Source organism: Selenomonas timonae (assembly GCF_014250475.1).
Lineage (GTDB): Bacteria > Bacillota > Negativicutes > Selenomonadales > Selenomonadaceae > Centipeda > Centipeda timonae.
In genome coordinates, this window is the sequence record NZ_CP060204.1 from 630,484 (window position 1) to 650,497 (window position 20,014).

The window sequence follows — 20,014 nt, forward strand, 5'->3', positions numbered from 1 at the left end:
AGGGGTAAATTTGTGCAGGATACAGAGGAGGATTTTCATGCAAAGCTTTACCTTTCACTGCCCCACCGAGGTTGTGTTCGGGCGGGGCGCGGAGAATGCGGTCGCCGAAAAACTGCGCGCGTTCGGGGCGAGCCGCGTGCTCATCCTCTACGGGGGCGGCAGCGCCGAGCGCTCGGGGCTGCTCTCGCGCATCGAGAAGAATCTGACGTCTGCGGGGCTCGCGTTCCTCGTCATGGGCGGTGTCCGTCCGAATCCGCGCGTCTCGTTCGTGCGTGAGGCAATCCGCGAGGGGATTGCGGCGGATGTGAACTTCGTCCTCGCGGTCGGTGGCGGCAGTGTCATCGACTCGGCAAAGGCGGTCGCACACGGGATTGCGAACCCGACCGTCGATATCTGGGACATCTGGACGCGCAAGGCAGAGCTGACGAAGACCATGCCGTTTGGCTCCGTCCTCACAATCCCCGCTGCGGGCAGCGAGACGAGCGACTCGGCGGTGCTGACGAACGAGGATACGGGGCGAAAGATCGGGCTGAACACGCAGCTGAACCGTCCCGTCATCGCCTTTATGAACCCCGAGCTCGCCTTCACCCTGCCGCGTGAGCAGATCGCGGCGGGGGCGGCGGACATCATGATGCACACGATGGAGCGCTACTTTACGAGTGTCAAGGAGACGAATCTCTTTACCGACCGCATTGCCGAGCAGTTGCTCCTCACCGTCATGGAGTCGGTCAAACGCCTCCTCGTCAGCCGCAAGGACTACGACGCGATGAGCGAGCTCATGTGGGCGGGCAGCGTCTCGCACAGCGGACTCACGGAGCTCGGGCGCAGAAAGGACTTCTCTGTGCACAAGCTCGGTCACGAGTTCTCCGCGCGCTACGACGCGACGCACGCGATGACGCTCACCGCGCTCTGGGGATCGTGGGCGCGGCATGTCTATCACGACGACGCGGCGCGCTTTGCCCACTTCGCCGCTGCCATCTTCGGCGTCGATGCGGGCACGGATGAGGAGCGCGCACGCGCCGGCATCCGCAAGATGGAGGAGTTCTTCACCGAGATCGGCATGCCCACGAGCCTCGCGGGACTCGGTGTCGGCGTGCTCACAAAGGGCGCGATCGAGGAGATTGCAAGCGCCGCGACGGCGAACGACACAATCCGCCTCGGCGACTTCCGCCCGCTCACGCGCGCGGATGCCATCGCCATCTACGAGGCGGCGAATCACTGAGGGATATGAAATGGGACTGCTCTCGGAGCGCCCCTATCGGCTCGTTTCACTCGCCACTTCTACACGTCCCGCGCAAGCGGTGGAAGGGGCGCTCATGCAGCAGCGCCGTTTCTTCGGCATAAAAAAAGCACTGTGCAGAAAAGCACAGTGTTTTTTTGTTGTCCCATGCCGCACGCAGCATTCTATGTGTTGGGACAAGGGATGTACTGTTTGTGGTAGAAAGCATCTTTGAGTTTCAATGCCGCACGCAGCATTCTATGTGTTGGGACTCTGTCGTCCCCAGCCCTTGTCCCACGTGGGCTGAGAAGCCATTTTGGAAAGTCGTCCGTTTTTCGCGCTGTTTTTGCTGCCAAAATGCGTTCTCCGAACGGAAAATCGCGTGGCAGATCGCCTCTACTCCTTGTGCGGCGCGGGCTGCGCCGTTTTGGAAAATCAGAGCGGTAGAATGCGGCTTGCGCGCCCCTGCGGATCATTTTCCACTTTTTCACTTCGATGACGATTATAGCATAGATTTCCTCATTTTTCAATGGGGCTGCTGCACAAAGTCGTTCTGTCTCGTGCAGCGTCCTCTGTTTCACATTCCTAATCGCATATCAATTCCTCTCACTTCCTGTCGGTGCTATACTATAGGAAGCACTGATAAATTCAGCACTGCCATCTTGGCGTATTTTTATCAGCGATTCCTATATGCGATATTCCGATTTGGTGAAAAGGGGGAAGCCGCATGCAGACAAAGACGGTGCGGATCGTGCTCGTTCTGATCGCCCTCGCACTGCTCGGCGCATTTGCTTGGCGTGAATACGCGGCGCAGGAGGAGCGCGCGCATCTCCTCACTGGGACGGTCGAGGCGCGGCGCGTGGAGGTCAGCACGAAGGAGAGCGGCTACATTGAGGAGCTCTTCCTGGAGGAAGGAATGGCGGTGCACGCGGGCGATGTGGCGGCACGCATTGGGCGCCGCGATCTGGATGCCGCCCTCCTGCGCGATGCGGCGGCGCTCGCACATGCCGAGACGAGCCTTCAGCGGACGCGCAGCGGGAACCGCGCGGAGGAGATCCGCGCGGCGGCGGAGCGGACACGCGCGGCACGCGCCGCCGCCGAGAAGGCGAATGCGGACTATGCGCGCGGAACGGCGCTCATCGCAGACGGGGCGATCTCGCAGCAGGCGTTTGATGCCCTGCGTGAGGCACGCGATACGGCGGACGCGAATCTGCGCGCGCGTGAGGAGGAGCAGCGGCTGATGGAGCGCGGCAGCCGCTCTGAGGACATCCAGATGGCGGAGGAGGATGTGCGGCGTCAGCAGGCAATCCTCGCAATCGATTCGTCTGCGGTCAGCGATCTCACCGTCCGCGTACCGAAGGACGGCGTCGTCCTCACGAAAAACTATGAGCCGGGCGAATTCGTCCGCGCGGGTACGCCGCTCGCAACGCTCATCGATCCGCAGGACATCTGGGTCAAGGTCTACGTGACGACCGACGTGCTCGGCGACCTGCGCATCGGGAATCCCGCAAAGATTTACATCGACGGGCAGGCGGAGGCTCTTCCCGGCACGGTCACGGAGATCAGCGATGCGGCGGAGTTCACCCTGCGCCAGAGCATCACGAAGAACGAGCGCGCGAATCTCGTCTTTGCCGTAAAGGTCGCGGTGGACAATGCCGCGGGCATCCTAAAGCCCGGCATGCCGGCGGATGTCGATCTGGAGCTGCGCGATGGACAGTAGGAAAAGCGCCGCAGCCGCGCCCGTCATCGAGACGCACGCGCTCACGCGCGTCTTTGGCAGCTACACGGCTGTCGATCGGCTGAACCTCGCCGTGCCGCGCGGGGCAATCTATGGGTTCATCGGATCGAACGGCTCGGGCAAATCCACGGCGATCCGCATGATCTGCGGGCTCCTGCCGCCGACGAGCGGCACGGCGTACGTGCTCGGCTGCGACACGGCCGCGCATCCCGAGCGCGCACGGCAGTCACTTGGCTATATGTCACAGCGATTCAGCCTCTATGCGAATATGACCGTAGCGGAGAATATGATGTTCTACGGCGGGCTCTACGGCCTCACGCGCGACGAGCGGCGCACGCGTACACAGGAGGTGCTCGTGCGGATGCAGCTGACGGACAAGCGCGATGTGCTTGCGGGCGGTCTCTCGGGCGGGCAGAAGCAGCGGCTCGCGCTCGGCTGTGCGATCCTCCATCGGCCGGCGCTCCTCGTCCTCGATGAGCCGACCTCCGCCGTCGATCCGACCTCGCGGCGGCTCTTTTGGAATCTGCTCTCGGAGATGGCGGGCACGGAGCAGACGACAATCTTTGTCACAACGCATTTTATGGATGAGGCAGAGCACTGCGACGAGATCGCCTTTCTGCAGCGCGGCAGGAAGATCGCCTCCGGCTCGCCGACGCGGCTCAAGGAGGAACTGCCCGCGCGGCTCTACGTCCTCCCAGAGGAGGCTGCGGAGGCGGGGGAGGCGGCGCTCCGTGCGGCGGGGGTTGCCTTCGACGAGGTCTATGTGTTCGGACGGCAGGTGCGCGCGCTCGTCCCGCGGGATGCCGTCCTGCCCGAGGAGCTGCACGCAGCGCCGTGGGAGCTCACGATGGAGGACGTCTTTATCTACTACGATCGGCGGCAGAGGGGGTGAGGGGATGATGCGCATATGGGCGCTCCTCGTCAAGGAGCTCATTCAGATGCGGCGCGATCCCATGACGATCGGCGTGACCTTTCTCCTGCCCGTCATCTACCTCGTCGTGTTCGGCTTTGCCATCAGTACGGACGTGCGGCATCAGTCGACCGTTGTGTTCGATCAGTCGCGGAGCGAGGAGAGCCGCAATTTCCTCGCGGCGATGACGGCGAGCGGCTATTTCGACCTGCGCTATATCGCGTGGAGCTATGACGAGCTGAACGCGCGCATCGAGAGCGGCGATGCGAAGATCGGCGTCGTCTTTCCGCCCGATCTCGCGCGTGAGGCAAATGCGGGGCATACGGTGCCGATCCAGGTGATCGTCGACGCCTCGGACTCCATCGCCTCGACCTCCGCCATCGCGGCGGTGACGGGGCTCGGGATGCGGCTGCAGCCCGTCGCTGCACGCGCCGCAACTGCCGCAGCACCCGCCTACGACGTGCGAATCCGCGCGTGGTACAACCCCGACGCCGTCACCTCCTACTACATGCTGCCCGCGCTCATGGGCATCATCCTCACGATCACGATGGTGCTCATGGTCTCCATGTCGATCGTGCGTGAGCGCGAGGCCGGGACGCTCGAGCAGCTTCTTGTGACGCCGCTCTCGGTATGGGAGCTCCTCGTCGGCAAGATCCTGCCCTACATCATCCTCGGCTACATCCAGACGACGATCTGCGTCCTCGTCGCCCTGGCTGTGTTCGGTGTACCTCTGCGCGGGAGCATCGTCCTCCTCTACGCGCTCACAACCCTCTTTCTCCTCGCCTCCCTCACGATGGGGCTCATGATCTCATCGCTCGCGCAGAACCAACTGCAGGCAGGGCTCATGAGCATCGCGACCCTACTGCCGGGCATGCTGCTCTCGGGCTTCATGTTCCCGCGCGCGGCAATGCCCGAGTTCTTTCAATACATCAGCCTCGCGATCCCCATGACGCACTATATCGAGATCCTGCGCATGATCTTCCTCAAGGGCGGCGGCATCACGGCACTCTGGGACGAGACCGCCTTCCTCGCGCTCTTCACCCTCGTGTTCTTCGGCACCGCCGTACGGAAATTCAAGCGGTCGGTGGTATAAAAATAGGGGCTATTGCACAAGTCAAAACGACTTCGTGCAATAGCCCTTTTTGGTCGTTGCCACCGGATATCTGCTTACAATAGCAAAAAAGTAACCGCCCACTCTGCCAAGTGAGCGGTTGTTCAAAAACAATTCGCAACCAAGGAAAGATGCCGCATAGGACGTTTCCTTCTATTCACATTATAGCAAAAGCGCCCTTCTTTGACAAGGGCGCTTTTTATATGCGTAGAATATATTGTCCTGCATATACAACAACGATACAGAAGAGCACGAATGCATATTCACGGAAGGAACCAACAGAGAAGAGGCGGATGCCGACCTTCTGCGTGGGCGTGATGCCGGGGACTTTGCCGCAGACGGCGTCCTCCGCGATGTGCAGGAGAGCGCCGATGAAGAGCCATGTGAGGACGGAGAAGAATGCGGCATCATAGAAGAAGTACGCCTTTGCCTGTGCGAGTCCGCCGATGAGGGCGAGGTAGAGCACGGGCCAGTGCGACCAGCCGCGATGGCGGCTGCGCCATGTACTCCATCCTTGGCTCGCCGGCGTGCCCTCGATCTTATCGGGGAGGACGGCGCCGAGCGCTGCGGCTGCGGTACACATGGGATCGGCGGTGATGGCGTAGGCGATGGTGCCCGTGAGGGTGACGTGGGATACCCACTTCATTCAGGAGTCTCCTCTCATGTTGCGTTGATCCGCCCTGCCGCCATTACTCACATTGCGTCGACCTCCACACGCGCCTCGTTCATCACGTCCGCGAGGGTGGTCTTCTCCATCTCGCGCTCCATTGCGCGTTGGATTGCGGCGAGGTGGCCGTCGAGGATTGTGTGGATGCTGCGGCCGACGGGGCAGGCGGGGTTCGGGTTCTCGTGGAAGCTGAAGAGTGTGTTGTCTGCGATGCTCTCGACGGCGCGGAATACGTCGGCGAGGGTGATGTCCGCAAGGGGGCGCGCAATGTGGGCGCCGCCCTCGCGTCCGCGCGCAACGGTGATGAGCCCCGCGCGGCGCAGCTGTCCGAGGATGCGGCGGATGACGACGGGATGTGCACCGATGCTGCCCGCAAGGCTCTCGCTCGTGGCGGGGGCGTCGTTGCCGTAGAGTTCGACGCAGATGAGGATGTGGATGGCGATGGTGAAGCGGCTTGAGATTTGCATATTGTACCCTCCGTTGTTCTGTATCTATATCATACAATGAATGAAGGGAAAATGCAAGTGGGTTCGCTTAGGGACACATCCTTTTCGCAGCCTAATAACGCTCAGCCCAGCTCCTCCGCCGAGCGCAGCTGGCGGCGTACGTCGAGGAGGAGTTTGTAGTGGACGGCGCGCCCCTCCTGAACGAGCTTCTTTACGGTGGGCGGCTGCCAGAGGGAGTGGATGACGGTGCCGCTCGTGAGGGCAACGTCGGTGCCGTGCGCGCTGTGTGCGACGAGTGGGGCGCGGGCGATGTTGATGTAGCCGAGTCTGCCGCAGCGCTTCTGTACGGGGCGCACCATGACGGGGGCGAGGACGCAGCCGTGCAGGATGGGGAGGATGATGTTGCGGCGGCGTGCGAGGAGGCGCGCGGCGTTCCTGCGGATGAGGCGGATCTCCTTGTCCTCGCGCTCGGCGAGGCAGGAGAGGACGTATTCGGTGGTTGCGGGGAGCTTGAGTCTGTCCCCTGCGGCGGTATGGACGACGGTCTCGCCGGAGCCGTTTGCGCCACTGTCGGGTACGAGTGCGAGAATGTCCGCCGCTGCGGGAAGTCTCTGCATGAGGATTTCTCTCTTCGTCCGGTTCATTTCGGATCTCCTTTCATTCCCTAACGGGCAGTACCTGCTGCCCCTCCTGCCTGCCGCCGGCGCAGCGCACAGGCACGAGCAATTAAAAACAATCACCTGTTCCTTTCTGGATGATATTATATAGAAAATGTGTTCTTGTGTAAAGAATTTTTTGAGTGTGCCTCCTCCTTTTTCTATTTGCGGCAGGTATCCATGTGTAAAGCGCTTACGGAGAACAAAGAGAAAGGAGTTGATCCACATGGCACGCAAAGATGCAGCGAGCAAGATCACGCTCAAGGTGACGACGGGAGTCGGCGCGGACGGCAAGACGCTCTACAAGAACCGCACGATCAGCGGGATTGCGCCGAGCCTCACGGATGCGGATGCGCTGACGGTGGGCCGCGGTTTCGCGGGTCTCCAGAAGCACGGCCTGAGCCTCGTGACGCGCACGGACACGGCCGTTCTCGAGGACTGAGAACGCTACTAAGATCATAGAAAGGAGGGAGTTCATATGTCGACGAAGAAACAGCTGCGCATGACGATGAAGATGTCGAGCGGCAAGGAGATGACGGTGAGCCTGATGGATCCGAAGGACGGTCTGACGAAGGCAGAGGTCACGACCTGCCTGCAGGATGTCATCGATAAGAAGGCGATTGTCGCAGGCGAGGCGTACCCCGTCTCGGTGAAGGACATCGCGATTCAGACGGTGGATACGGAGAAGCTCGCCTAAGAGCGCTCCGTCACCCGAACCCCGCAGGAATGCCTGCGGGGTTTTTGTATGCACTTGCATATCGCGCTGTCTTTTGATAAAATGCAATAGGCTTGCGGTTGTAGCTCAGATGGATAGAGCATCTGCCTCCTAAGCAGAGGGTCGCGCGTTCGACTCGCGCCAATCGCACCATTTCTTTGATATGAAAAAACGCCCCGACGCTTATGGGGGCGTTTTTGTATGAGTAGATTCAGCCTTTGCCGAAGCCGAAGAGGGATTTGAGTTTGCTGCCGATGCCTGTTGGTTTGTCGCTGTCTGTTATGACGATGTCATTATCGGGAACATCGTCATATAGGTCGCTGTCCATGATTTTGCGTGGCTTTGCATCGTTTCGGCTCTCCGTGTCGTCGTCGCCGAGGTCGAAGCCCGCGCCGTAGTTCGGCGAGAATCCCGTGATGATGGGGATGCCGCAGTTCGGGCAGGCGTTTGCGGAGGAGGGGACGAATTTGCTGCATTTCGGACAGAACATGGTTGCCTCGCTTTCTCTATGAGGTCAGAGAGTATGCGGCAGGAGATGGGAATCTGCCGCACATCAGGACGATGAAGTGTTATCGTATTCCGCATCTCTGTGCAGCAGCCGCATGATGCCGATGAGGGCGAGGATGCCGCAGAGGATGGAGAGCGCGATCAAGAAACTGTTGCCGTCGCTGCTGATGGAGATGTAGTCATACAGAGGTATGCTGTCGAGCGGGGTGGCATCGTCGACGCGGTCGAGTTCGCCGAGGACGGCGGAGATCTTCCAGGAGAGGAGGAGGCACGGCAGGAACGGTGCGCATGTGAGCGCCGCCTCCCATTTGCTCCTGCCGAGGGTGCGCAGACGGCAGAGGATGAGCGGCAGGAGCGCGAGCGGGAAGAGATTCGGGCTGAGGAGGAGGACGAAGAAGTCGAGTCCCGTGGGCAGAATGCGTATGCCGTCCAGCATGAGGACGACGGGGTAGAGGGTCGCCTCGATGAGGGAGGGGACGAGGATGGCGGCAGCGGCGAGGAGGAGGAGGGAGCGCATGATGAACGGCGTGCGCGCAATCGTTCCCTGCGTCGGGAAGTATGCCGCGCGGACGGAGGGCAGCTCCTCCTCGACGGGCGGTTCTCCGTAGCGATTTGCCATCGGATCCCCCTTTTTGAGGAAGATCCACGCGGAAAAGAGGGCAAGCACGAAAATGCCGACAAAGACGAGGAAGATGTAAACGAATGCGAAGCCGCCGAGTACGAGTCCAACCTCCTCGGGGCTGTCAAAGAAGATGAGGTCGGGGCTGAGGTTCATCATCTCAAGCACGCCAGCGAGAAAGAGGAGAGCGAGCATGGGCAGCCCGATGGGGATGAGACCCGCGAAGAGGAGGGGAAAGGCGAGGCTGCCGCTGCAGCCGATGTCGTGCAGGCGTCGGACGGTGGCCGGGATGGCGAGCAGCGGGAAGAGGGTGTAGACGAGGGTGATGATGAGCGCAAATCCTATGATGAGGAAGATCCAGAACGCGGCGGTCGCCTCGCGGAAGAAGGCTGTTGCCGCAGTATAGGCGGCGGGCACGAGGAGGTAGAACGCGATGTTGAGGGCGAGTGTTGTCGCGCCGAAGAGTGCCCCGATCCGGAGGGCGTAGTCGCGGCGCGTGAGCCTGCCTGTTCCGCTGAAAAAATGTTCGTTCATGCGCGGTCAGTCTTTCTGATCGCGCGGCGGTGCGATGTCCGTCGGTGTGTCGCCGTAGGTGGCGCGTGCGTAGGGGTTCTCCGGTCTTTGAGGGGTGCTGGGTGCAGCTGCTCCAACTGCGCCGCCGAGCGGGTCGGGGCCGTAGGCGTTATCGCCCACTGTGCCCTGCTTGAAGAAGAGGTAGAGAACGAGTCCGAGATTGACGAAGGGGACGAATGCCGCGAGGCAGAAGTAGCCTGAGAGTCCGACATCGTGCAGACGACGGATCATGAGCATGAAGCTCGCGACGGTGAGCGGGATGCGCAGGAGCGTGAAGAAGCCGACGACGCCCATGGCGGCGGTCTCGTCAGGGTGTGCGGGGTCGCCGCCAACGAGGAGCGCGAGGAGTGCCATGAGGATGTAGATGGCGAGGCCTGCGAGGAAGATGACGATGGTGCGGTTGAGGTAGCGCTTGCGGTTGAGGCGGCCCTTCCACTGGAAGAAGTTTTCTTTGATGCCGGTATCGATCTGGTGCATTGGATTCTCCTTACTATATCGATGATAGATGAAAACGCCCTCATTGTAGCATATTGCAGGGGTCTTGGCAAAAAAACAGGATGAGAAGAAAATGGAGAGAGCGCCGTCTGCGGAAACGGCGCTCTCTCCATGTCTATATAGAAGGTTGTGGTATGGGGGCTGCGTCAATGGGTGTCGTTGTCGTGCGAACTCCACGCAAACGCCTCGTTGCGCAAGCAGTCGGGCACTTATCTGCCTAAATACCTGCGGATTCCTAAACGCGCTTCGCTTGAACGGTAGAAATCCGCAGGGGGCAGAACGTGCCCTCGTTTCCGCTTGCTCCACTAGGGTTTGCTTAGGAGTATCGCACGGATACGTTCCGCTTGGACGTAAAATCTGCTGCCAAGCCGAGGTGTTCCTCAGTCGGGTGCATCTTTTCCGCATCTACGCTGCACCCTCCTCGTTCTCGGCGGAGACGGTGTTGCGTCCCTTTTTCTTCGAGATGTAGAGGGCGCGGTCGGCGCGGTCGATGAGCGCGCGGAGACGATCCTTCTTGCCGTGCCAGGTGGAGATGCCGAAGCTGAGCGTGACACCGTCGAGGCGCTGCTCGAGGATGCGTCTGAGATGCTCGCAGAACGCAACCATTGCCTCGAGGTCGTAGTGCAGGGCGAGGAGGACGAACTCGTCGCCGCCGTAGCGGATGAAGAGGTGGCGGCGGTCGATCTCCTCGTGGATGGTATCCGCGATCTCCTTGAGGATCTGGTCGCCTGCGAGATGCCCCTTCGTGTCGTTGACGGTCTTGAAATGGTCGACGTCGAAGATGGCAAACGAGAATTTGAATCCGCGCTTGTAGGCGAGGGCGGAGAACTTTGCAAAGCCATTGCCGAGTTGGTGGCGGTTGTAGCAGCCCGTGAGGAAGTCACGCTGTGCCTCGTTCTGTGAGATCTCCAACTCGCGTACGAGCTCCTCGTTCTCCTGCGCAAGCGCCGCGTCCTTCAGCATTTGCTCGCGGATCGTGTAGAAGATGAAGGGGATGCTCGCATAGATCGAGAAGACGGTGGTCGAGAGCATGACGGAGAGCTGATGATACTCCCAGTGCAGCGCGTCGATGCCGCCGAATATGACGATCGCGGTCATGGCGAAGGCAGCGTAGCGGCAGGCGGGGTGATACTCCCAGTTCGAGCGGACGAGGGTGTAGATGAGGATGAGGCTGCCGATGAGCAGCAGCGGATAGAAGAGGAAGAGGAGCTCCATGTAGCCGTCGAGGCCTGCAATCTCCGTGATGGTCGCCGTGACAAAGAGCAGGGCGAACACCTTCATTGTTGTTTTTACATGCGTGACGAACTGCGGCGAGACGACCTCCTGCGTGATCTGCGCACAGATCAGGGGCATGACGTAGAGCGTGACGAGGTGGAGCTCCCACCAGAAATTTGCCATGCCATAGATGCGCGGGAAGAAGGAGGAGGTGCCCGTTGTCCACAGGATAAAGCCCGCGAGATAGGCAATGAGGTAGAGCTGCATGCGGCGCCGCCGTGCATGAGCGCCGCGCCAGGCGAGATCCATGACGAGGAAGACGATCAGCGCGACTGCGACCGACAGGCTCGAGATGTAGATTGCATCGGCGAGGCTGAGGTTCCGCAGAAAGAGGTGCGAGGAGCCGATCATGAAGTAGTCGATGCTGCCGAGCCAGTTCGGATAGCCCGAGTGCAGCATGATCGTTAGGCGTTTGCCCGCCAGATCTTGATCGAGATGCACGTAGTGGAACGCGCGCCCGCGTGAGTCCGTGAGCTTGCTCCAGTCGCCGTGCATATAGATGAGCTCGTCATCGAGGTAGACGTAGGCATCCTGATTCGTCGTCGCAAATAGGATGTGGTCGTTCACAAAGCGCGCGGAGAGCGGGATGCGCCACGAGAGGTAGACCGTCGTGGTGTCATCCGGCATAGGCGGCGGCGCCGGGTAGTCATACTCCTGCCAGTCGAAATTGCCCGCACGAAATCCGATGATGTCCTTGTACTCCGGGTTCCCCTTCATGACGGCGTACTCGGCACGCATATAGGGATCGAGCGGTGTCGCAAGGAGGCTCCACGCGAGCGCCGTTGCTCCAATCAGGAGCGATACACAGAGCAGTGTGAGTACATTCCCCCGCAGAAACACAAGTATTTTATTCATGGGGTGCACCTCCTTCGAGAGAGGAGCAGAGACGATCGTTCACTTATATTTATCTTGATTATATCATCCTATTAGATAGAGAACAATAGGAAAATGAAAAAGAATACGAATTTTGCTAAGCAAGAACGAGGTATACACGAAAAAAGACTGCCACATGAGAGCAAATGCTTTCATGTGGCAGCTATGTTTTGTATTTATGGGGAAAGTTACGCTATTGTTATGCCGCGCGTCAAACTGTCTCGGGCTCCTCCAGACATTCGTCCTCGCCGGAGACGGCGTTGCGCCCCTTTTCCTTCGAGCGGTAGAGGGCGCGGTCGGCGCGCTCCATGAGCGCCGCCATATGATCCGCTTCGCCGTGCCATGTCGAGACGCCAAAGCTCAGGGTAACGCCGTCCAATGTCTCCGCGAGAGTCTGGCGCAGCGCGTCGCAGAATGCGACCATCTCCTTGAGATTGTGATGGAGGGCGAGGAGGACGAATTCATCGCCGCCGTAGCGGATGAAGATATGGCGGCGGTCGATGTGTGCGTGAACCGTATCCGCGATCTGCTTCAGCACGCGGTCGCCCCCAAGATGGCCGCGCGTATCGTTGACCTCTTTGAAGTGATCCACGTCGAAGATGGCGAACGAGAAGTTGAATCCGCGCGTGTTGGCGAGTGATCCGTATTTCGTAATGCCGTCTGCGAGTTGATGGCGGTTGAACGCACCTGTGAGGAAGTCGCGGCTCGCTTCGTCCTGCGACTCCTGCAGCTCGCGCGCGAGCACTTCATTCTGCTGTGCGAGCTGCGCGTCCATCTGCATCTGCTCGCGGATGAGGAAGAAGACGAAGGGGATGACGGCGTAGATCGAGAAGATCGTGGTCGAGAGCATAGATGCGAGGAGGTGATACTCCCAATGCAGGGCATCGATGCCGACGAAGATGGTCAGCGAAAGCATTGCAATCACGCCGTAACGACAAGCAGGATACTGCGACCAATCTGAACGGAAGAGCATGTAGATGAGCGCGAGGCAGCTGACGAGGAGAATCGGATAGAAGAGGAAGAGCAGGTTCATATAGCCGTCGAGCCCGCAGATTTCAAGGATCGTGGCAATTGCAAAGAGGCTTGCATATGCGATGATGACGACTCGCACGGCTTTCTTATATTGTGGTGCCGTGATCTCCTGCGTGATCTTGGCGAATGTGATCGGCATGATGTAGAGCATCATGAGGTGGAGCTCCCACCAGAGCTCAGGGATGCCGAGGAGGCGCGGGAAGAAGGACGATATGCCCGCCGTCCACAGGATGAAGCTCACGAGGAAGGCAATGAGGTAGACCTGTATTTTGCGCCGTGTACGGATGTCGCGCCAGACGAGATCCATGACGAGGAAGACAATGAGGGAGAGTGCGATCGAGAGACTCGCGATGTAGATTGCATCCGCCGTGCTGATCTTGCGGATGAGGGATTTTTCGCTGCCGATGAGGAAGTAATCGAGGCTGCCGAGCCAGTTCGCATAGCCCGTGTGCAGCATGATTGTGACGCGCTTCCCCGCGAGATCCTCGTCTACGTGGAGGAAATGAAGCGTCCGCCCGCGTGAGTCCGTGAGATCGGACCAGTCGCCGTGGATGTAGATGAGCTCGTTGTCGAGGTAGACGTAGGCGTCCTGATTTGTCGTCGTAAAGAGGACATGGTCGACAAAGAGTGGTATTGTTGCAGGAATCTGCCACGAGAGGTAGACCGTGGTCGTCCCCGGCGGCATGGGCGGCGGGATGGGATAGTCATACGGCTGCCAATCGAAATGCGCGGGGTCGAAGCTGATGATGTCCTTGTACTCGGGTTCTCCCTCGAGAACGGCATACTGCAAATGGGTTGGCGTGTACGGCGCATGCGAAAGCGTCTGCCATGTGTGCGCCGCAAGCGCTGCAATCAGCGCGCCGCACAGGAGCAGAACACGGCTGTCCCATATGTTGTGAAAGAATTTTGTCATGTTCCTGCTTTCCCTCTGGTCTCGGGTGGGGAGGCTCCGATTCCTTTAGAATAATGAATAGTATATCATAAAATAAGGATAATGCATACTATAATATGGAGCGCAAATTGTAAAATGAGACTGTGGGGCTAAGTGAGGATAGAAAAACTGCCGCATGAGTGCGTCATGCGGCAGTCTGTGTGTATATTTAGTTCTGGAAGCCCGAGAGGTCGAGGGCGTCAAAGCCTCTGATGAGCTCCTTGACCGTGCGCTCGATCTCGTCTGCGCCGCCCGCGGCATCCGCCTCGATGTTGAGCGGCATGTTCGGGTCGTGTAGGGACATGCGCAGCAGTGCCCAGCCGCCGTCAAAGACGATGCGCACGCCCTCGTAGGACGGCTCTGCAATCGTGAGGCCCTTTGCCTTTGCTCGTTCCTCGAACGCGGCGAGGACTTCCTTGCCGTACGCTTTCACATCGTCCACATCTTTGATTTTGATGCGGATTTCGCGTGCCTCAGCCGGCTGGCGGAGGTTTACGATGAGGTTGTCGAGCGTTCTGTCTTCGGCGCGTGCCTTTGCGGCTGCAATGATGAGCTTCACGGCGAGGTAGGCGCCGTCGTCGAGGTAGTAGTTCTCAGAGAGTGCGCCGTGCCCCGAGGTCTCGATGGCGAGTGGTGAGACCTCGCCCGCCTCGTTGCGGCGGATGCACTCGTTGATGACGTTCTTGTAGCCGCGCATGTAGCGCAGATGCTTTAGGTGCAGGTCGTTCTCGAGGAAGTCGTGCAGGCCGTCGGAGGTGACGGAGTCCGTGATGATGGTGGAGCCGGGGTAGTCGGGCGCGAGGATTGCCGCCATCATGGCAATGAGTGCGTTGCGGCTGACATCCGTACCGTCCGCGAGGACGGCGCTCATGCGGTCGACGTCGGTGTCGAAGATGAGTCCGAGGTCGGCGTCGTTCTCGATGACGGCTTCCTTGATGGCGAGCATTGCCTTCGGATCCTCGGGGTTCGGGATGTGGTTCGGGAAGTGTCCGTCGGGGTTGAGGTAGCGGCTGCCCGAGGTGTCCGCGCCGAGCGGGGTGAGGATGCGCCCCGCGAAGAATCCGCCCGCACCGTTGCCCGCGTCGACGACGATGTGCATGCCCGCGAGCGGCTTTTCCTCTCCGCCGAGTGCTGTGCGGATTTTCTGGACGAGGTGCTCGCTGTAGCGGCCAATGAGGTCGAATTTCAGCACGTTGTCGAGGGTGCCGTGCGCCTCCTCGGCCTCAGCAGCGTAGGTGAGGATCTTCTGGATATCGGATTTTTCCGCGCCGCCCACTGAGGTGAAGAATTTCAGCCCATTGCGGTTGTAGGGGAGGTGGCTCGCGGTAATCATGATGGAGCCGTCCGCCGCTGTGTCCTCGAAGATGGTCGCCATGAACATGGCGGGGGTGGAGGCGAGGACGCAGTCGATGCCGTGTGCGCCCGTGTGGGTGATACCTGTGAGCACACAGTCCTTGATCGCGAGCGCAGAGATGCGCGAGTCGTGGCCGACGGCGATCTGCAGTTCCTCGGGCTTCTTGCCGGTCTTCTCCGTGAGCAGGCGGACAAAGCCCGCCGCGATGCGGTTCGCAGCCTCGGGGGTGAGGGTGACGGGCTCGCCTTCGACGCCCGCGACGGCGACGCCGCGGATGTCACTGCCGTTTGCGAGCTTCATGAAATCCTCGTGGGTGAGTGGCATGGGAATTCCTCCTTTAATAAAATTATGCGCCGAAAAACTCCTCCTCGACGGCAATGCAGAGGGTGTGGTAGATGGGGAGGTGGTACTCCTGAATCTTGTACGTCTCCTCCTCGGGTGCTTTGATCGTGATGTCGGCGTAGCCGCCCGTCGCGCATTTGCCGCCCGAGGCGCCTGTGAGGGCGATGGTTGTGAGTCCGAGCGCCTGCGCCATGCGGAACGCATAGAGCACGTTCGTCGAGTTGCCCGAGGTTGTGATGCCGAGGAGGACGTCCTCGGGCTTTCCGAGTCCCAAGACCTGCTGGGCAAAGGTGAGGTCGGGCGCCTGATCGTTCGAGAATGCCGTGCTGATCGCGAGCTGGGAGGGCAGGGAGATTGCAGGGAGTGCGCCCTGGAGGTTCTGCATGAAGTAGTCGACCGTCCTGGGATCGGTTGCGTCGCACGCTGCGTGGAGTTTTGAGAGGATGTGCTCATCGAGGTGACGCGGCAGGAGGAAGCCCTTCATCAGCTCGCCGACGATGTGCTCGGCATCCGAGGCAGAGCCGCCGTTGCCGCAGACGATGAGTTTGCCGCCCGCACGGTAGCAGAGGGTGAGCGCCTCTATCGCGGCGCGGATATCTCCGCCGCAGGGCTCGAGCGCGGGATAGCGCGCAATGAGGGTGTCGACGGCGGCGAGGGCTGATGCTTTCATATGATATTCTCCTTTACAAATCCTAGCTGTCTCTTATTATGGACGATATGAAAGTCTTTTTCAAGGGGAAATCTGTGGGAATGCAGGTATTTTCTATCGTTATTTATTCTAATTTATAGATATTTATTGTTATTTTATATAATTGTTTTTTATTTATCATAAAGCTAGGGAAATAAAAAGCCTCCCCCGTCAGTACGGGGGAGGGGAACCATGCGAAGCATGGTGGAAGGGGCGCTCTCAGAGCAGCTCCTTTTTATTTTAGCGGTTCCGATAATGGTCGGCAATCGTGCGCGGGCTTTCGCCGGCAACATCCATCTGCGTGTGTGCAGGGGATGCCATACGCGGCGCAGGTGCGCCCTGCGGACGGATGTCCGTGATGGGCGGCTGCGGTGCTGCTGCCTGCTGCGGACGCGCCGCATTCTGGTAGACGTTCTCTTCCTTGCGTCCGCGGAAACGGTTCCAGAGCCAGCGGATCGCGATGAATGCGACGAATACCATGGCGACGTTCGTGAGGACACCGAGGATGTCGGCGAGCATTCCGCCGCCCATGCCGAACATGGAGGCGAGGAGTCCGCCGAGCATCATACCGCCCGCGAGGAGTCCGATGTTGCGCAGGGTGTTGCCCCAGCCCGTGCCTCTCTGCGCTGCGTTTGCGGCATTTGCTGCGCCGGGCGTATTCGCCTTTGCCCCTGCAGTGGGTGCGTTCTTATCGAGCTGGCTTGCGTTCTTGGACGGTGCATATCCCTCACCATTGCCGGAGACGGACTTGCTCTGGCTGCCGCTCTGCGTGCTCGGCGCTGCCTTCGGCGCGGGCGCAGACTTCGGCGCGATGCGTGCGCCGCCCTTTGCTGCCTCTGCCTGCGAAACGATGACGCTCTGCACGGCGTTCGGCGCAATGATGGGGGCGGTGGCAACGGTCAGCGAGCCGACCATCGCCGCAGCGATAAGTTTCTTTAGTTTCATTCGATGTTCTCCTTTAATATATCATTCGATACGGGGATAACCCCGGTATTCGTAACTGAATTGAAAAACGCAAATTAATACCTTGACGAGCGGTGCTCCGTAGCAAACCCTAGTGGAGCAAGCGGGAAAAAGTGTGCGACCCGCCCCCTGCGGATTTTGACCGTTCAAGCGAAGCGCGTTTGAAATCCGCAGGTATTGGGGAATCACGAACGCAATGATGCTGTTCAGATTGGTGCAGATTTTCCGTCCTATCAAGGAGATAAACCGGAAGCATAGCGGTGGCTATGCTGAGGATTTATCGACACAGAGAGGGCGAAAAAGATGTGCCAAGATGGACAACTGAATGCGTCCGTGATTCCCTTGCGGACGAGCACACGACCGCTTGCGTAACGAGGCGTTCTGCGAGGAGCACGCGAGGATGCCTTACTCCCGATAGGACTTCACGTCCTCGGGGAAGGCGTAGATCTCGCCGACCGTGTCGAGCTCGCCCGAGAGATAGCGGTCGATGTCGTCCACGTCGATGTAGAGCTTGCAGTCAATGTCGAGATAGCCCTGCTCGCGCCCGTCCGAGAGGTCGCGGATCGCCATGAGCTTCTCGCGCAGCTTCAGCAGGTCGGTGCGCGTCGCGTGCACGTCGAGGCGCAGTTGCGGGACGCCGTATTCTTTGAGGACTTCCTCCATGGTCATGCGTTGTGACATCGTAATTTCCTTTCTTTCTCATCAAACATCTGACTATTTGTCTTTTATCCTATCCGACGATACTGAATTTTGACTGAAATTTTCCTCCCGTTCCCGGCGTTTTCGGAGGGCGAGGAGGGCGGCGGTGAGGGCGCGCTTCTCGTGGAGATAGGACTCGTAGTCGAGGTCGCCGACAGCGTGCTGCATGCGTCGCTCGAGGATCCGCATGGCTTCCTCCGTGCGTCGGATGGCAGCGTCCAAATCATGCAAGAGCATCCCTCCAATCTCCTGCATATTGTAACAGTTTTGGGAAAAATTGTCTACATGAGGTGCTGATCCTGTGTTATAATAAAAATTATTGTAAAAATCAAGGAATCACTGGTAATAATGAGGCCGTCAGATTGGTGCAGAATTTATCAGTGCCTCCTTATGAAGGAGTCTCCTCTTGAATAAATTGTTCTATGAAAATGTGCGGGAGAATACCCTTGCGCTCGAGCGCTCACAGAATGCGCAGCGCACGCGCTATATTCTGGCGCGCACCGTTGTCTTTCCCGCGATGCTCATCACGCTGATTCACGGCTATGATGTGGAGTCGGCGGCAGAACTCATGCTGGGCGGCTTTCTCCTGCTGCTCTTCGTCGTGCTCGTGGCGCGCCATCGGAAGCTGGAGCGCCTGCGTCTCCTGACAAAGGCGTATCTCGCGGTGACGGCGGGCTATCTCGAGCGGTTCTCGGGAGCGTGGAAGAATCTGCCCGAGGACGGTGCTGCCTATGGAAAGGAAAAGCGTCCGCCCGACCGCGATCTGCATATCTTCGGCACGGCATCCCTCTATCAGTATCTCTGCGCGGCGCGTACACAGGCGGGGCGCGAGCGGCTGGCGGCGGCGCTCACGGCGACGCCGCGCGATCTGGATCGCACGCGGCGTCGTCAGGCGGCGGTGGCGGAGCTCCTCGCGCATCCCCTGCTCTGCATCGAGCTTGAGGCACGCGGGGCACGTCTGCCGGATGGGCACGATACACGCGAACTGGCAAAGGAGCTCGCACATCCTCTTAAAGGCTCGCTAAAACTCATCTCTTGTATTGGCATTGTATTTGCAAATGCGTTCGTTCTTTCCTTTCTCTGGGCGGCGTTCTTTCATGGCGCGTGGACGATTCCGATTGTGCTCTTCATGTTCAATCTGACGGTGGCAATGGCGTTCTACACGCGCACGCAGCGCGAACTCGCCCCGCTCGGACATATGGCACGAGAACTCAGGCTCTACGGGCGGATCTTTCGCACGCTCGAGCGCGCACCCCTGCGCGGGGAAGCGTTCCGCGAGGTGCTTGCGCCGCTCTTTGCGCCCGTGCGTGCGACACAGGCGCAGAGTCGTCTGACGACGCTCGCGCAGTGTGCGGCTACGCGGCGGAACATTGTCTTCTTCTTCCTTGCGAATGGAATTCTGCTCTGGGATCTGCACTGCATGGCGTATTTTTCGCATTGGCGGATACAGGCGGGAAAAGCTGCTGCAGGCTGGCTGAAGGTCTGGGCAGAGGTGGAGGTGCTGCTCTCACTCGCGCGCATCGGACATACGCGTGCAGTGCATGCCTTCCCGACGTTCCTGGAGGGGGATGCGCCGCAGCTCATGGCAGAGGGGGCAATGCCGCTCGTGATCTCCGAGGAGGCGGCGACGCCGAACGATGCGCATCTCTCTGCGGGCACGCTCGTCATCACGGGCTCGAATATGTCTGGCAAGACAACGTATATGCGAACGCTGGGCTCTAACGCTGTCTTGGCATACGCTGGAGCTCCTGTGTGCGCACAGTCCTTTGCCCTCACCCCGATGGCAGTCTACACCTCCATTCAGATCAGCGACGATCTCGCGGGCGGCATCTCGACGTTCTACGCAGAACTCCTGCGCATCAAGAAGATGATGACGTACAGCAAGCGCGGGCGTCCCATGCTGATCCTGATTGACGAGATCTTTCGCGGGACGAACTCTGCCGACCGCATTGTCGGCGCGCGCGAGGCGATCCGTCGTCTGACCCTGCCGCACGCGATCACAATTGTGACGACGCATGACTTCGAGCTCTGCGATCTCGGGAGCGAGGGCGTGCCCGTGGAGAATGCGCATTTTGAGGAGCACTACGAGGGGGACAAGATCCTCTTTGACTTCAAGATTCGCGAGGGGCGCTGCCGCACGACGAATGCGCAGTACTTGCTCAGGATGGCGGGCATTATGGGGGACTGATGGACTCCGTGAC

At 59.7% G+C, this 20,014-nt stretch carries 20 protein-coding genes and 1 tRNA gene; 8 read left to right on the plus strand and 13 right to left on the minus strand.

The window, feature by feature from the left end:
* Positions 1–37 precede the first annotated feature (37 nt).
* The 4 genes from H1B31_RS02910 to H1B31_RS02925 all read left to right on the plus strand — a co-directional run bounded on the left by H1B31_RS02910 (position 38) and on the right by H1B31_RS02925 (position 4,960).
* Positions 38–1,222 (plus strand): iron-containing alcohol dehydrogenase, encoded by a 1,185-nt coding sequence (locus tag H1B31_RS02910; protein ID WP_185980840.1) that lies wholly within the window; start codon positions 38–40, stop codon positions 1,220–1,222.
* A gap of 724 nt (positions 1,223–1,946) precedes the next feature.
* Positions 1,947–2,939 (plus strand): HlyD family secretion protein, encoded by a 993-nt coding sequence (locus H1B31_RS02915; RefSeq protein WP_185980841.1) that lies wholly within the window; start codon positions 1,947–1,949, stop codon positions 2,937–2,939.
* The gene (locus tag H1B31_RS02920) at positions 2,929–3,849 is read left to right on the plus strand and encodes an ABC transporter ATP-binding protein (protein WP_185980842.1); all 921 of its coding nucleotides are present in this window, start codon (positions 2,929–2,931) and stop codon (positions 3,847–3,849) included. Before H1B31_RS02915 ends, H1B31_RS02920 begins: the two co-directional genes overlap by 11 nt.
* A gap of 4 nt (positions 3,850–3,853) precedes the next feature.
* A complete protein-coding gene (locus H1B31_RS02925; protein WP_185980843.1) occupies positions 3,854–4,960 on the plus strand; it encodes an ABC transporter permease in 1,107 nt (368 codons plus the stop codon).
* A 217-nt stretch (positions 4,961–5,177) separates the two neighbouring features.
* On the opposite strand, the gene H1B31_RS02930 is transcribed toward H1B31_RS02925, so the two are convergent.
* The 3 genes from H1B31_RS02930 to H1B31_RS02940 all read right to left on the minus strand — a co-directional run bounded on the left by H1B31_RS02930 (position 5,178) and on the right by H1B31_RS02940 (position 6,735).
* Positions 5,178–5,624 (minus strand): metal-dependent hydrolase, encoded by a 447-nt coding sequence (locus H1B31_RS02930; protein ID WP_185980844.1) that lies wholly within the window; start codon positions 5,622–5,624, stop codon positions 5,178–5,180.
* Positions 5,625–5,671: 47 nt separating this feature from the next.
* Positions 5,672–6,112 carry an Rrf2 family transcriptional regulator gene (locus tag H1B31_RS02935; RefSeq protein WP_185980845.1) on the minus strand — a complete coding sequence of 147 codons (441 nt, stop codon included), beginning with the start codon at positions 6,110–6,112 and terminating at the stop codon, positions 5,672–5,674.
* Between the two features lie 101 nt (positions 6,113–6,213).
* On the minus strand, positions 6,214–6,735 hold the full coding sequence (locus tag H1B31_RS02940) for a hypothetical protein (protein WP_185980846.1): 522 nt from the start codon (positions 6,733–6,735) through the stop codon (positions 6,214–6,216).
* A gap of 238 nt (positions 6,736–6,973) precedes the next feature.
* Between H1B31_RS02940 and H1B31_RS02945 the strand changes: the two genes are divergently transcribed.
* The 3 genes from H1B31_RS02945 to H1B31_RS02955 all read left to right on the plus strand — a co-directional run bounded on the left by H1B31_RS02945 (position 6,974) and on the right by H1B31_RS02955 (position 7,615).
* Complete coding sequence (locus tag H1B31_RS02945) at positions 6,974–7,189, plus strand: DUF1659 domain-containing protein (RefSeq protein ID WP_009440685.1); 216 nt, start codon at positions 6,974–6,976, stop codon at positions 7,187–7,189.
* Positions 7,190–7,225: 36 nt separating this feature from the next.
* The gene (locus tag H1B31_RS02950; RefSeq protein WP_009440684.1) at positions 7,226–7,444 is read left to right on the plus strand and encodes a DUF2922 domain-containing protein; all 219 of its coding nucleotides are present in this window, start codon (positions 7,226–7,228) and stop codon (positions 7,442–7,444) included.
* A 94-nt stretch (positions 7,445–7,538) separates the two neighbouring features.
* Positions 7,539–7,615, plus strand: a tRNA-Arg gene (locus tag H1B31_RS02955).
* Between the two features lie 58 nt (positions 7,616–7,673).
* On the opposite strand, the gene H1B31_RS02960 is transcribed toward H1B31_RS02955, so the two are convergent.
* The 10 genes from H1B31_RS02960 to H1B31_RS03005 form a co-directional block, all read right to left on the minus strand.
* A complete protein-coding gene (locus H1B31_RS02960) occupies positions 7,674–7,952 on the minus strand; it encodes a zinc ribbon domain-containing protein (RefSeq protein WP_185980847.1) in 279 nt (92 codons plus the stop codon).
* Positions 7,953–8,015: 63 nt separating this feature from the next.
* Positions 8,016–9,122 carry a DUF805 domain-containing protein gene (locus tag H1B31_RS02965; RefSeq protein WP_185980848.1) on the minus strand — a complete coding sequence of 369 codons (1,107 nt, stop codon included), beginning with the start codon at positions 9,120–9,122 and terminating at the stop codon, positions 8,016–8,018.
* Positions 9,123–9,128: 6 nt separating this feature from the next.
* Positions 9,129–9,638, minus strand: a complete 510-nt coding sequence (locus H1B31_RS02970) for a DUF805 domain-containing protein (RefSeq protein WP_185980849.1) — start codon at positions 9,636–9,638, stop codon at positions 9,129–9,131.
* A 423-nt stretch (positions 9,639–10,061) separates the two neighbouring features.
* Complete coding sequence (locus H1B31_RS02975; RefSeq protein WP_185980850.1) at positions 10,062–11,786, minus strand: GGDEF domain-containing protein; 1,725 nt, start codon at positions 11,784–11,786, stop codon at positions 10,062–10,064.
* A gap of 229 nt (positions 11,787–12,015) precedes the next feature.
* Positions 12,016–13,749, minus strand: a complete 1,734-nt coding sequence (locus H1B31_RS02980; RefSeq protein WP_185980851.1) for a sensor domain-containing diguanylate cyclase — start codon at positions 13,747–13,749, stop codon at positions 12,016–12,018.
* 187 nt (positions 13,750–13,936) lie between these two features.
* The gene (locus H1B31_RS02985) at positions 13,937–15,445 is read right to left on the minus strand and encodes a phosphohexomutase domain-containing protein (protein ID WP_185980852.1); all 1,509 of its coding nucleotides are present in this window, start codon (positions 15,443–15,445) and stop codon (positions 13,937–13,939) included.
* Between the two features lie 22 nt (positions 15,446–15,467).
* A complete protein-coding gene (locus H1B31_RS02990) occupies positions 15,468–16,133 on the minus strand; it encodes a D-sedoheptulose-7-phosphate isomerase (protein WP_185980853.1) in 666 nt (221 codons plus the stop codon).
* 258 nt (positions 16,134–16,391) lie between these two features.
* A complete protein-coding gene (locus H1B31_RS02995) occupies positions 16,392–17,096 on the minus strand; it encodes a hypothetical protein (protein ID WP_185980854.1) in 705 nt (234 codons plus the stop codon).
* Between the two features lie 423 nt (positions 17,097–17,519).
* Positions 17,520–17,795, minus strand: a complete 276-nt coding sequence (locus tag H1B31_RS03000; protein ID WP_185980855.1) for a hypothetical protein — start codon at positions 17,793–17,795, stop codon at positions 17,520–17,522.
* Positions 17,796–17,828: 33 nt separating this feature from the next.
* On the minus strand, positions 17,829–18,050 hold the full coding sequence (locus H1B31_RS03005) for a V-type ATP synthase subunit D (RefSeq protein WP_226372139.1): 222 nt from the start codon (positions 18,048–18,050) through the stop codon (positions 17,829–17,831).
* A 169-nt stretch (positions 18,051–18,219) separates the two neighbouring features.
* Here H1B31_RS03005 and H1B31_RS03010 point away from each other — a divergent pair, with 169 nt between their 5' ends.
* Positions 18,220–20,001: a MutS-related protein gene (locus H1B31_RS03010; RefSeq protein ID WP_185980857.1), complete on the plus strand. Its 1,782-nt coding sequence runs from the start codon at positions 18,220–18,222 to the stop codon at positions 19,999–20,001.
* Positions 20,002–20,014: the final 13 nt, after the last annotated feature.